The sequence below is a fragment of the Myxococcus hansupus genome (assembly GCF_000280925.3).
GTDB classification, from domain to species: domain Bacteria; phylum Myxococcota; class Myxococcia; order Myxococcales; family Myxococcaceae; genus Myxococcus; species Myxococcus hansupus.
The window spans coordinates 5,600,092-5,612,426 of record NZ_CP012109.1; the positions used below are offsets into that span (position 1 = coordinate 5,600,092).

11 protein-coding genes are annotated in these 12,335 nt (G+C 69.0%); 2 read left to right on the forward strand and 9 right to left on the reverse strand.

All coding sequences use genetic code 11. The annotated features are described in order from the left end of the window. Positions 1-7: 7 nt before the first annotated feature. The 9 genes from A176_RS21610 to A176_RS21650 all read right to left on the reverse strand — a co-directional run bounded on the left by A176_RS21610 (position 8) and on the right by A176_RS21650 (position 8,564). A complete protein-coding gene (locus A176_RS21610) occupies positions 8-736 on the reverse strand; it encodes an MXAN_2562 family outer membrane beta-barrel protein (RefSeq protein WP_002639064.1) in 729 nt (242 codons plus the stop codon). Then, positions 733-1,644 (reverse strand): MXAN_2561 family MXYO-CTERM-anchored protein, encoded by a 912-nt coding sequence (locus A176_RS21615; protein WP_193409801.1) that lies wholly within the window; start codon positions 1,642-1,644, stop codon positions 733-735. The genes A176_RS21610 and A176_RS21615 overlap by 4 nt, the downstream gene beginning before the upstream one ends. 125 nt (positions 1,645-1,769) lie before the next feature. Then, the gene (locus A176_RS21620) at positions 1,770-2,804 is read right to left on the reverse strand and encodes an aspartate-semialdehyde dehydrogenase (RefSeq protein ID WP_002639062.1); all 1,035 of its coding nucleotides are present in this window, start codon (positions 2,802-2,804) and stop codon (positions 1,770-1,772) included. Positions 2,805-2,856: 52 nt separating this feature from the next. Beyond that, positions 2,857-3,594, reverse strand: a complete 738-nt coding sequence (gene tsaB, locus A176_RS21625; protein ID WP_002639061.1) for a tRNA (adenosine(37)-N6)-threonylcarbamoyltransferase complex dimerization subunit type 1 TsaB — start codon at positions 3,592-3,594, stop codon at positions 2,857-2,859. An 11-nt stretch (positions 3,595-3,605) separates the two neighbouring features. Further along, positions 3,606-4,106 (reverse strand): septal ring lytic transglycosylase RlpA family protein, encoded by a 501-nt coding sequence (locus tag A176_RS21630; protein WP_002639060.1) that lies wholly within the window; start codon positions 4,104-4,106, stop codon positions 3,606-3,608. A gap of 7 nt (positions 4,107-4,113) precedes the next feature. Next, entirely contained in the window at positions 4,114-5,745 is a 1,632-nt protein-coding gene (gene rseP, locus A176_RS21635; RefSeq protein ID WP_002639059.1) for an RIP metalloprotease RseP, read from the reverse strand. An 84-nt stretch (positions 5,746-5,829) separates the two neighbouring features. Then, entirely contained in the window at positions 5,830-6,660 is an 831-nt protein-coding gene (locus tag A176_RS21640; RefSeq protein WP_002639058.1) for a phosphatidate cytidylyltransferase, read from the reverse strand. Beyond that, a complete protein-coding gene (uppS, locus tag A176_RS21645; protein WP_044890125.1) occupies positions 6,657-7,448 on the reverse strand; it encodes a polyprenyl diphosphate synthase in 792 nt (263 codons plus the stop codon). Before uppS ends, A176_RS21640 begins: the two co-directional genes overlap by 4 nt. A gap of 162 nt (positions 7,449-7,610) precedes the next feature. Then, on the reverse strand, positions 7,611-8,564 hold the full coding sequence (locus A176_RS21650) for an SDR family oxidoreductase (RefSeq protein WP_002639056.1): 954 nt from the start codon (positions 8,562-8,564) through the stop codon (positions 7,611-7,613). A gap of 132 nt (positions 8,565-8,696) precedes the next feature. Between A176_RS21650 and A176_RS21655 the strand changes: the two genes are divergently transcribed. Both A176_RS21655 and A176_RS21660 read left to right on the forward strand, forming a co-directional pair. Further along, on the forward strand, positions 8,697-9,698 hold the full coding sequence (locus tag A176_RS21655) for a helix-turn-helix transcriptional regulator (RefSeq protein WP_002639055.1): 1,002 nt from the start codon (positions 8,697-8,699) through the stop codon (positions 9,696-9,698). A gap of 168 nt (positions 9,699-9,866) precedes the next feature. Next, positions 9,867-12,317, forward strand: a complete 2,451-nt coding sequence (locus A176_RS21660) for a hypothetical protein (protein ID WP_002639054.1) — start codon at positions 9,867-9,869, stop codon at positions 12,315-12,317. Positions 12,318-12,335: the final 18 nt, after the last annotated feature.

A 12,335-nucleotide genomic window follows, 5' to 3' on the forward strand; every position in this document is an offset into this window, starting at 1 on the left:
GAGCCGCTTAGTAGTCCAGCGCCAGTCCGAACATCCAGCGCCGGTTGGACAGGTTCAGTCCGGGACCGCCGAAGTTGTCCACATCCGCATAGGTGTACTCAGCGAAGATGTAGCTGTGGTTCACCCCGAGGTCGGAGTCGAAGTCGCGAGCGAAACGCGGCTCCAACACGTCCAGGAGGAAGGCCACGCCGCCCGTGGCGCCCCAGCCCCACCGGCCACCCGCGGCGCGGTTGCCATTGGCGACCTCGGTGCCAGCGCCCTTCGTCACCCACCAGGGCGTGTAGATGAGGCCCAGCTTGCCGTACGGCACCAGCGGGATGCCCCATTTGAACGCGGCGTAGTCGAACTTGTAGAAGGCGTTGAAGGACAGCGGCACCAGGCGCAGCGACGTCCGCTCCGCCGCGGGCTGCCCCGAAGCAAGCCGCGCGGTGCCGTACTTCTCGCCGTAGCCCGCGGAGAAGCCCACGCCCGCCGTGCCCACGCCCTGATAGAGGAACCGTTGGAGTTCCACCTCGAACGTCAGCAGGGACTCATCGCCGAAGTAGTCCTTGTAAGGCGTCCCGGTGAGTCCCGGCTCCTCGTCGATGAGGGGCTTGTAGCCACCCATGCGGAACTGGATGGCGCCCGTGCGAGGCGACTTCAGCGAGACTTCGTCATCCATTACGACAGTGTCCTGCCCCCACGCGGGCAGCGCGGCGAGCAACGCCACGACTCCCAGGGCTGATGCCCGACTCATGAACGCTTCCTCCTCGAGGACAACCAGATTCCGAGGGACGCGAGCACCGCGCATCCCGTGATGCCGCCACCTGCCGCCGTGCACCCGCCCGTCTCCGCGCCGCCAGCCCCGACGTAGCCGCCGTAGAAGCCTTCGCTCGCGATCGGCGTCCCCCGCGTCACTTCGGAAGGTTGGCTCCGGTTGCCGGCCGCGTCGATGGCAATCGCCCGCACGGCATACTCGACACCGTTCTCGAGCCCATCCAGACGGAAGGTGGTGTTGGCCGCGGTCTGCTCCTTCGAGACAAGCGGCTCGCCCGTTCCCGTTCCACCGTCTTCGCCCGCGACGAGCGAGAGCACCTCGACCGCCATGAGCGTCGCGCCCGTCGGCACCGTCACGGTGGCGCTCAGCGCGGAGTCCAGGCCCGTCACCGCGGGAGCCGGCGGAACCGGGGGCGGCTCGGGGTCATAGACCAGGTCGATGGTGGGCGTGCCAATGGAGCTGACGGAGTCCTGGCACGTGGTGCCGATGATGTCGCCGACGAAGCGATTGGTGGAGGCACACAGCCGGAACGACTTCTCCGTCGTCTGCGACTCACACGTCTGTCCCGTCGCGGCCAACGCCTCGCTCGCACGCAGCGACAGCGTTCCAGACATCGTGGTGGTGTCGCCGCTGGCGATCTGCAGGAGGGTCCTGTCCGTCGCAGCCGGTGCACGGTTGCACGTGCCGTCGCTGGAGAGCCACAGGTACAGGGGCTCGCAGAGATTCCCCGTCCGGGTCCAGGTCACGTTGCGTTCAGCCGTACAGTTCGCCTGGGAGACGACGATCCTGTTGTTCTGCAAGATGGTCGCTGGGGCCGAGAACGTCACCGTCTGCTGCCCGAGAGCAGTCGACGCGAAGAGCAAGAGGCCAACGAGTGTGAGGCGCATGGGTACGCCCAGGCTAGCAAGCGGGAGGCCACATGAAACGCCTTCTCGTCCGCTGGAAGCCATTCCGTCCGAGCCGTCCCGCCGCGCCAAACAGGCAGGACGGCTCCAGGCGCTTTGCCAAATTGTCAGGCGGAGCGCTCGGCCAGGCGGAGTCCGGCCTCCACCAGGTTGAGGGCGGCCCCCCGGCTGGCGTTGTCCACCGAGGCGAAGAGCGTCACCCACTCCGGGGCCTGGGGGAAGGAGCGCACCCGGCCCACGTGCACGGCCGGGTCCGACGTGACGAGCATGGGCATGGGGTACACCCGCTCCCCGGGCACATCCAGGACCTTCAGGACGGAGGACGTCTTGAGGGCCGCGCGCACCTGCTCCACCGGGCCCGGCTTCTTGAGCTGCACGTTCAGCGTGAGGCCGTGCCCGTAGAAGGAGGGCACCAGCACCGCCGTCCCGGCGATGACGGGCACGTCGCCCTTGGACGAGAAGAGCCGGGCCGCCTCCAGGGTCCAGCCACCCTCCTCCTCCGTCCAGGGCGAGTTCACCATGAAGCCCCCCACCTGGGGCACCAGGTTGAAGCCCACGCGGTGCGGGAAGACATGCGGGTCGGGCTCCCGGCCGGACATCAGGTCCGCGGTCTGCTTCTCCAGCTCCGCCACCCCGCGCACGCCCGCGCTGGACGCGGACATCAGCGCCGTCACCTGCGCGCGCACCACCCCGAAGGCCTTCCGCAGCGGCTCCACCGCATGAACCGCGGCGGTGGTGACGGCGCCCGGCAGGCACACGATGCGGCCCTTGAACGTGAACCCCGCGCCCAGGATGTCGCTGTTGAAGCCCGGCAGCACCATGGGGACGTTGCCGTCACCCCGGAAGGCGTTGCTGATGTCCACCACCCACGCGCCCGCGGCCTGCGCGGCCGGGGCCAGCTTGCGCGACGCCTCGGCGGGCGTGGCCAGGAGCACCAGCTTCAGACCGCGGAAGGCGTCCGGCGTCGCCTGCTCGACCTCGAGCGAGTCTTCGCCGTACTCCACCTCCACGCCCTTGGAGCGCTCGGAGCCGAAGGCGCGCACGCGCTCGGCGGGCACGTCCTGCGCGTACAACGCGGCGAGCACCTCGCGGCCCACCACGCCCGTCGCGCCCACCACGCCAATCGTCAAGTCGTCTCTCATGGCGCGTCCTTTACGCCACCGGGGCCCGGGAGCGCGAGCGCCACGCGACGTCTCAGTCTTCCTTCAACCGTGCGGTGGGCGCCGGCCCGGGCAGCGGCGGGAACTTCGGGTTGCGCTCCGGCTCGGAGGCCCGCACGTAGTGCGGTTCCATGGCGAACATCGCCTCCAGCGACTGCTGCTCCGGGAAACGCGCGAGCTGGGCCAGCGCCACCGCGGACGGAAAGGCGGGTGCTGGCAGCAGCCGCTCCGGCGCCACCCCGTGCGACACCAGGGCGGTGCGGTAGTTCTCCAGCGCGGGTCCCAGGGCCAGCGCCCGGGGCTCGGCGGCCATGCGCGCGGCCACCTCGGCGGGAGACATCGCCGTCTCCGGATCCAACGCCTCCACCGTCCCGCCCCGTCGCACGTACGCGCCCAGGTACAGGTCGTCCTTGCGCGCCACCGCGAGGCAGTACAGCGGCACGTCCTCGGGGCCCTCCAGCGCGATGGCCGCCAACGACGACGCCCCCGCCACCTTCAACCCCGTGGCGTAGGCCAGCGACTTCATCGTCGCCAGGCCGATGCGCAGCCCCGTGAAGGAGCCCGGCCCCAGGCCCACCACCAGCCCCTCCAGGGCGGGCAGCGTGGCGCCGTGCCGCTCCAGCAGCTCCCCGACGATGCCGGGAAGCGCCTCGCTCTGCTTTCGCGGCGGCCCCACCACCACGTGCTCCAGGGTGCGCAGCCCGCCATCGGGCGCACGCTCCACCAGGGCCATCGAGAGGGTCAACGTCGAGGTGTCCAGCGCGAGAAACATGGGACGGCTCACTACACCGGCGCGGCCCACATTGCCTGCGGAATCTCCGACAAGCGGTCGTCGCAGCGGTACAGCCGCACGCGCACCACGCCCTTGTCCAGCATGTCCAGCTTCCGCGCGGCGCCCTTGGACAGGTCGACGACGCGGCCGTCGACGAAGGGCCCCCGGTCATTCACCCGGACCTTCACCGCGCGGCCGTTCTCCATGTTCACCACGCGCAGGCAGGAGCCGAAGCGCAGCTTGCGGTGCGCGGCCGTCATCGCCTCCTGGTTGAAGCGCTCACCGCTGGCGGTGGGGCGCCCGTGCAGGCCGGGGCCGTAGAAAGAAGCCAGCCCTTCTCCCAGGTAGGAGCGGGGCAGTTGCTCGCGCTTCGTCACGCCCGGCGTGCCACTTCGGGAACGGGGCGGGCGGGTGGCGGTGCCTTCCTCCGCGTCGGGCTTCGCCGCCCGCGAGGCGCAGGCGGAGGAGATGAAGGCCACGGAGAGCAGTCCGGCAACGGCGGTTCCTCGCATGCGTCCTCTAGCGGGTGATGTCGTTGGTCACGGCCAACAGCATCAGCAGGACGAGCAGCGCCAGTCCCACCATGTTGGCCACTTCGCGGACGCGAACAGGGATGGGGCGGCGGCGAATTCCCTCCCAGGCGGCGGAAAGCAGGTGGAAGCCGTCCAGCACGGGGATGGGCAGCAGGTTCATCACGCCCAGGTTGATGGAGATGAGCGCCATCAGGTGGAGGAAGCTGTCCAGGCCCTGCTCGGCGCTCTTGGACGCCAACTGGTACATCATGATGGGGCCGCCCACGGTGCTCATCGGCACCGAGCCCGTCACCAGCTTGCCGAGCACGAGCACCATCTGCTTGACGATCTTCGGGACGATGAGCGCGGCCTCCTTCAGCGCGGCGCCCGGCCCCATGTACACCGTCACCTCGTCGACGACCGGCATGTCCGCGGCGGACAGCCCCCAGTTGCGCACCCCCAGGACAATGGGCGACGTCGCCGTGCCCATCTCGTCCTCCATCTTCAGCGGCGCCTGCGCCAGGGTCGCCGTGCGCTCACCGTCGGCGCCCCGCCACGTCAGCTCGAAGGGGCGCTCCTTCAACCCGTTCAACGTCAGGGACAGCGCGTAGAACGACTCCAGCGGCTTGCCATCCAGCGCGAGGACGCGGTCTCCAGGACGCAGGCCGCCCTTCTCCGCCGCGCTCCCAGGCGCCACGGTGGCCATGTACAGGTCCGGCGTCTCCGCGCCCAACGTCGCCGGCCCCACGCCCTCCTGCTTCGGCATGGTGACCTTCAGCACCGTGGCCGCCCGCCCGGTCACCGCCCCCGCCGCCACCGGATCCATGCGGCGCACGGTCAGCTCCAGCGGCGTGCCCACCGCATGCTTGTCCATCTCCGTCTGGAAACGGCCCTCCGTGTCCACGCTCACGCCGTTGATGGCCAGGATGCGGTCGAAGGTGCGCAGGCCCGCCTGCTCTGCCGCCGAGCCCGGAGGCACGCCGAGGATGGCCGGCTTCGCCGTGGCCTCCACGCCAATGGAGCCCCGCTCCACCGTCTCGACGGGGTTCGAGTCCACCTGCTTCTTGGGCGTCAACTCCACTGTCAGCTTCTCGCCATTGCGATCCAGGACAATGGGGAGGGGCTGATCGAAACGGCCCACGAGCGCTTCCCGCATCTCGTTGAACGTGCGGACGGGCGTCCCATCCACGGAGAGCACCCGGTCCCCCGGGAGAATGCCCACGGCCTGCGCGGCCGAGCCCGGGCTCACGGCGCCCACGTAGGTGGAGGTCGCCTGGTGCGGCCCGAGGAAGACGAAGAAATAGACGAGGACGGGGAAGATGAGGTTGAAGGCCGGCCCCGCCAGGACGATGAGGCCCCGCTTCCACGGCGGCTGCGCCAGGAAGCCCCGGCTGGCCTCCTCCGGGCTGAGCTCCTCGTGGGGCATGTCCCCCGCCATCTTCACGTAGCCGCCCAGGGGGAGCAGGGCAATCTGGTACTCGGTCTCGCCCTTCGTGAAGCCGATCAGCTTCGGCCCGAAGCCGATGGAGAACTTCAGGACCTTCACGCCACAGGCCTTCGCCACCAGGAAGTGGCCAAGCTCGTGCACCGTCACGAGCACGCCGAGCAACAGGACGAAGAACCCGATGTTTTGGAGCATGGGCGCAACACTAATCGTGGGCGCCTGAGCGGACAACGCGCAACCGGGCCTGTCCAGCAGACAGGCAACCGGAGAACGCGCCGCCTAGGGCAACAGGCCCCGGACGAACTGCACGTAGACGAACACCAGCGGGGCATTGAACAGGAGCGCGTCGATGCGATCCAACACGCCGCCGTGGCCCGGGATGAGGAACCCCGAGTCCTTCACGCCATAGGCGCGCTTGAGCATGGACTCACACAGGTCGCCCACCGGCCCCAGGATGCCACCCGCGATGCCGAGCAGCACGCAGTCCCACACCGTGAACACCGGGAAGAAGAACTGACGGGCAATGAACATGCCGCCCACCGAGCCGAGCATGCCGCCGAAGAACCCTTCCCACGTCTTGTTGGGGCTCACCTCGGGGTACAGCTTGTGCTTCCCCATGAAGCGCCCGAAGAAGTAGGCGGCGGTGTCGTTGGCCCAGGTGATGACCAGCGCACAGATGACCCACGCCATGCCGTCATCGGGCAGCAGGCGCAGCGCGGACATGGCCGTGAGGCCCACCGCGCCGTACAGGAAGCCGTTGACCAGGTGCGCCGTCCGCGTCGGCGCCTCCGCGAGCGGCCCCTTGAACAGGTGGTAGATCCACGCGAAGAACGCGAAGACGATGGTCAGCCAGAAGGCCGTCTCGCCCGTGCGCGCCGCGTCCCGCAGCGGCAGGAAGGGCAGCACCGCGGCGAAGGCCATGCCCACCCAGGAGGCCACCGTCAGGCGCTTCTGGACAATGAGGTAGTACTCCCCCACGCAAGCGGCGGAGGCGAGCCCCAGCAGGGCCGCGCTCCAGAACCCGCCGAGGAAGAGCATCAGAATGACCAGCGGCAGCAGCGTCACCGCGGAGACGACGCGGATGACGAGGTTTCGGTTCTTGTCGTTCACGCCTTGGCCTGCTGAGGAGCGTCCTCCCGCTGCACCTGAGCCGACGTGAGCCCGAACCGGCGCTCACGCTGCTGGTACTGCGATACGCAACGGAGGAACTCGTCAGTACGGAAGTCCGGCCACAAGGCGTCGGTGAAGCACATCTCCGCGTACGCCATCTGCCAGAGCAGGAAGTTGGACACGCGCAGCTCGCCGCTGGTCCGGACCATCAGGTCCAGCGGAGGCAGTCCCTGCGTCCACAGGAACTGCTCGAAGTCGCTCTCCTCCACCCTTCCCGCCGCCAGCTCGCCCCGCCCCACCGCCTCCGCCAACCGCCGCGCCGCGTGCAGGATCTCCTCCCGCCCGCCATAGGACAACGCCAGCGACAGCACCATGCCGGTGTTGTGCGCCGAATCGGCCCGCAGCCGGTCCAGCGGCTCGCGCACGTAGCGCGGCAACCGGTCCACGTCGCCAATGGCGTTGAGCCGGATGCCGTTGTCCAGAATCTCGGAGCGCTCGCGCTCCAGGTAGTCCCGCAGCAGGTCCATCAGCCCGGCGACCTCTTCCGCCGGACGGGCCCAGTTCTGCGACGAGAACGCGTACAACGTCAGCGCCTGGATGCCCAGGCGGCGCGCGGTGCGCGTCACTTCACGCACGCTCGACGTCGCCTCCCGGTGCCCTTCCAACCGGGGCAGCCCCCGGGACTCCGCCCACCGCCCGTTGCCATCCATGATGATGCCCACGTGGCGCGGCATGGGCCGGGCCTTCACGGCTTGTTCGAGGGCGGAGATCACTGAAGGGCGTTCCATGAAGCCGCGCACCCTAGCGATGCCGCCGCGCGCCGTCCACGGGCGCGTGCCCCAACCGTCACGGTTGGGCCCTGGCCGGTCGCCCGCTGGCGGTGGGCCGCTCCTTCCCCGGAATGGCCCATCGTGTAGGCCAAGGTAGGCCAGCACAAGCTCGCAGGCCCGTCATTCGAGCGGCCAGTCGGGACACGCACGCTCCATGGGGCCGTCGCGCCAGGACGCGTATGCCGCCGCGTCGGCGACCTGATACGGCTGGCCGAAGGCCCGCGCGAAGTGCTCGCCCCAATGCGGCTGAGAACCGTCCGCGTCGGTGAAGCCGTACTCGCGCGCCAGGCCCCACGAGCTGAACACCCTGCCCGCCTTCGCGGCCACGTGCGGATCCGCCGCGAGCGCCGCCACCGCCCGGCCCACATAGCAGGGGCTCTCCGAGGCGATGAAGTTCGGATCCTTCTTCGCCCCCTCGCGCCAGTTCGCCTCCGTCACGCCGAAGTTCTCCAGCATCTCTTCCGACCGGAGGAAGCCCGGTGTCACGGCCAACGCGGTGACCTTCGTGCGGCGCAGCTCCCGCGACATGCCGAAGGCCAGCCGGATGACGGACATCTTCACCAGGTCGTACCAGAGGTTGCCGCGGTAGCCGAACGAGTCCCCGTCCGTGATTTCGACGAGGAGTCCCCGCTCGGCCGCGAGCATCAGGGGCACGGCGTGGCGGCTGGTGAGCAGGTGCGTGAAGACGGCGCGCTCGAACATCTGCTGCCCCTTCGCCGCGGACTGTTTCCAGAACGCCGGGCCGAAGTCCGTGAGCGCGTCGCCGCCCCAGATGTCGTTCACCAGGATGTCGAGCCGCCCCTGCTCCTGCTGGATGCGCGCGCACAGGGACTCGACCTCGGCCTCGACGGAGTGGTCCACGCGGACGGCGATGCCTCGCCCGCCCTTCGCGTCGACAAGCTCGGCGGTCTCCTCGATGGTCTCCGGGCGCGAGCCCGTGGCGGGGCGGCCTCTCACGCTGCGGCCGGTGCAGTACACGGTGGCGCCAGCCTCTCCGAGCATGGTGGCGATGCCGCGCCCCGCGCCTCGGGTGGCGCCAGCGACCAGGGCGATGCGTCCTTCGAGTGGCTTCATGGCTGACACTCCTCCAGGCCCGCTGGCGCTTCTCGCGCGGGGGCACGACGGGTTCGTGTGCACACCCTACGAAGGGAATCCTGACATCCCCTGTCATGATTCCCCATCTAGACTCCGCGCTGGGAACCCACGATGCGTGCCGACCGACTCGTCCAACTGACCTTGCTGCTCCAGACGCGCCCGAAGATGACGGCGGGCGAGCTGGCCCGCGAACTCCAGGTCTCCGAGCGCACCATCCACCGAGACCTCGACTCGCTGTCTGGCGCGGGCGTGCCGGTGTACGCGACGCGTGGCGCGGCGGGCGGCGTGGCCCTCTTGGAGGGTTGGCGCACGCAGCTCACGGGCTTCACGCGGGCGGAGCTCCACGCCCTGGCGGCCGTGGCGGCCCCCGGAGCCCTGGAGGACCTGGGGCTGACGTCGGCGATGCGCTCGGGGTTGATGAAGCTGGCGGCGGCGCTGCCCGCGCTCCAGAAGCCCGCGCTGGAATACGCCCGGCAGCGACTCCACGTGGATGCGTCGTCATGGTTCCCCGAACGCGAGCCCGTGCCGCACCTGGCGACGCTGCGAGACGCCGTCTGGCAGGACCGGCGCGTGTCCCTGACGTATCGGGACTTCGAGGGCACGCCGAGCCGTAAAGTGGTGGACCCCTACGCGCTCGTCATCAAGGCGGACCGTTGGTACCTCGTCGCGAGCACGGGCGAAGCCGAGCCCCGCGTGTACCGAGGCTCGCGCGTGGACGGAGCCCGGCTGCGGCCAGAGACGTTCACCCGGCCCGAGCGCTTCGACCTGCCGTCGTTCTGGAAGCGCTGGTGCGCGCGGTTCGCGGAGAAGCGCGCGCAATTCGAGGTCACGCTGCGACTGACGCCGGAAGGACGGGAAGCGATCCGCAAGGTCCGTCCTCCCGCCGAGGGTGCTCGGCTCGATGCCGCGCCACGCGCGCCGGATGGCAGCACGACGGTGGTCGTGGACTTCGAACGCGAGTCGATTGCGTTCGCACAGCTCTGCGATGTGGCGACGGGCTTCGAGGTCCTCGCGCCAGCGCCGCTGCGCGCGAAGCTGCTGCGATTGGCGACAGGAATCCTCGATGCGCACGAAACGCCCGCTTCGATGCGTATCCCTGAACCCAAGCAGTGAGCCTGCGCGGCACACGGTGCGCGAGCGTGCGCACGGCGTCTCAGATTCCTGATGCCGCGGCAGCGATTCGGCGACTTCGCTGTCTCGAATTCAAATGCGCGCGCCTCAAGCCTTCGACATTGCAACGGGCGTTTGGAGGTCCATCGATTGCAGCCGTGTGCAGCCCCTATGCACACACCCCTGCACGACACCTGGACACGTCGCATCGCAACATTCCTCGTCGTAGGACTCGTCTTCACCGCTTGTGGTGATGACACGCCCGCGCCCACCCCGGATGCAGGCACCGGACTCGATGCCGGCACGGATGACGCGGGCGTTCCCGATGCGGGCCTCGACGATGGCGGCACACCGGACGCGGGTGAGCCCGAGCCCGACGCGGGAGCATCCTGTCAGCCCACCTCCGTCACGGAGGTTCTCGAAAACGGCGAGTGGGACCCGCGCTTCTCCATCGCGGGCGTCTCCGGCATGGATGGCCACTCGCCGCATGTGTATGACGTGACGAAGCTGCCCTCGGGCGACCTCGTCGCCACCGGTTACTTCCGCTGGCTCGGCACGCAGGCCTCCACGCCCATCATCCGCCGCCATCAAGGGCAGTGGGAGTCCGTCCCCGGAACCTGGACGCAAGAGATTCCCGGAGGGTCGGGCTTCTCCGCCGTCGCGGCGAAGGACGACGCCACGCTGGCCCTGGCCACCAACGACACGTTCGGAGAACGCAGCGGCGAGGTCTGGCTGATGACGCCCGAAGGCGTTCAAGTCCTCGGGCACTTCACGGGCCTCGTTCGCACGATGGCGTACGTCCGAGACGAACTCTGGGTCGCGGGCCAGTTCGAGCTCGCGGAGATTGGCGCTGTCGGTCTCGCCATCTGGGATGGAACCGCGTGGAAGCTTCCGCCTGGAGGACCGGCCAACGGCTCCGTCTACGAGCTGCTCGTGAGCGGTGAAGACGTCTGGGTGGGCGGCGCGTTCTCGCAGGTGGGCGGAATCGCCAGCAACAAGGTCGCCCGGTGGGATGGCACCACGTGGCATCCGTACGACTTCCCCATTCCTGGCAACGGCGTCTTCGCGCTCACGCTGGGCGACGACGGTACCCCCTACGCTGGCGGCACCTTCGCCTACGACTTCAACCAGGATGGCGTGGGCTCCATCGCGCGTTGGAATGGGACGCAGTGGGAGATGCTCGACGAAGGTGTCAGCACGGGCTTCTACCCGGGCGTGGTGACGGACCTCGTCTTCCACGAGGGCAAGCTCCACGTCGGCGGCTGCTTCAACTTCGTCAATGGCCAGGGCTATGGGAATCCATTGGCCATCGAGGCGAACGCCCTCGCGGTGTGGTCCCCTGACTCGGGTTGGGCGCAGTGGCCTCAAGCCACGAGCCTCAATCGGACTGTCTGGCACTCGCGACTCTTCTGTGGCGATGAGCCCCCCGAAGTGTTCCCGCTGTGGGATGTCCCCATCCAGCGCTTCCTGCTCGATGGCAACCGCATCTACGTCACGGGCAGTCTCCCCAGCATCGACGGCGCCGCGTCCCAGAGCATCGTCTCCTACGCGGATGGACACTGGCGGGCGGAAGGCGCGGAGCCCGGCTACGGCTTGAGCGGGGGCTCGCGCGTGCTGGCCGTGGGCGGAGAACAGTGCACGCTGCATGCGATGGGGAACACCACCCATGCCGGAGGCGCCCGCGTGCCGAGCACGGTGCTGCGCTTCACGGACTCGGGCTGGCAGGCGCTGGGCGCGTTTCCCGCGATGGAGTGCCGGGACCTGGCCGTGAATGCGCAAGGCGACATCTATGTCATGTGCCTCGACTGGGACGCCCTCCAGTCGCACGTGCTCACGTGGAACGGTGAGGATTGGGAGTCGCTCGGAGACCTGAGTGCACACGGGTTCGCATCCACCCTGACGCTGGATGCGCTCGGCCGGCCCTGGCTGGCCACGCAGGTGGAGACGGCTTCGCGAGTCCTCCGTTGGACGGGCGAGCAGTTCGAGGTGGTCGCGGACGGCATCGACGGCCCTGTGTATGAGCTGGCCCTTCGCCCCGAGAACGACGACCCCGACCGCCCAGCCTTCGTCGTCACCGGTGAATTCATGCACGTGGGCGAACTCCCGGCACGGCGCATCGCCCACTGGACCGGAAGCGCCTTCGAGGCGTTGGGAGAAGGACTGAGCACCTCGCCCATCACCGTCGCCTATGGGGCGGGTGGCATCTACGCGAGCACCAACGAAGAGACGACGCTTGAGGGCAACCCCGTTCCAGGTCGGCTCGCGCTCGGACACTGGGATGGAAGCACCTGGCGTGAGCTGGCGACGCCTGACAACGGGATGCCGCCTCCCATGCACGAGGGCGGCGTTCACAGCTTCCGGAAGCTGCTGCCCGTCGGCAACGACCTGGTTGTCGTGGGGACCCTCATCCCCGACGGTGGAGCACCCACCCACGCGTATGTCTTCAACGGCGAGCGGTTCGTTCCCATTGGCGGCGGCATCAATGCCCTCAGCGCGGAAGCCATTGCCGTGACACCGGAAGGCATCTGGTTGGGCGGTGACATCGCCGAAGCGGGACGTGGGGAGAGCATGATTCCCAGCGTGGGCGTGGCGCACTTCCGCAAACGCATCCAAGCACCCTGATGAACTGACGGGCGCGGT

Excerpts from the sequence above, each read along its gene's own strand:
- A176_RS21610 (WP_002639064.1), bottom strand. The coding sequence starts at position 736 with ATGAGTCGGGCATCAGCCCTGGGAGTCGTGGCGTTGCTCGCCGCGCTG.
- A176_RS21615 (WP_193409801.1), bottom strand. The coding sequence starts at position 1,644 with ATGCGCCTCACACTCGTTGGCCTCTTGCTCTTCGCGTCGACTGCTCTC.
- A176_RS21620 (WP_002639062.1), bottom strand. The coding sequence starts at position 2,804 with ATGAGAGACGACTTGACGATTGGCGTGGTGGGCGCGACGGGCGTGGTG.
- tsaB (WP_002639061.1), bottom strand. The coding sequence starts at position 3,594 with ATGTTTCTCGCGCTGGACACCTCGACGTTGACCCTCTCGATGGCCCTG.
- A176_RS21630 (WP_002639060.1), bottom strand. The coding sequence starts at position 4,106 with ATGCGAGGAACCGCCGTTGCCGGACTGCTCTCCGTGGCCTTCATCTCC.
- rseP (WP_002639059.1), bottom strand. The coding sequence starts at position 5,745 with ATGCTCCAAAACATCGGGTTCTTCGTCCTGTTGCTCGGCGTGCTCGTG.
- uppS (WP_044890125.1), bottom strand. The coding sequence starts at position 7,448 with ATGGAACGCCCTTCAGTGATCTCCGCCCTCGAACAAGCCGTGAAGGCC.
- A176_RS21650 (WP_002639056.1), bottom strand. The coding sequence starts at position 8,564 with ATGAAGCCACTCGAAGGACGCATCGCCCTGGTCGCTGGCGCCACCCGA.
- A176_RS21655 (WP_002639055.1), top strand. The coding sequence starts at position 8,697 with ATGCGTGCCGACCGACTCGTCCAACTGACCTTGCTGCTCCAGACGCGC.
- A176_RS21660 (WP_002639054.1), top strand. The coding sequence starts at position 9,867 with ATGCACACACCCCTGCACGACACCTGGACACGTCGCATCGCAACATTC.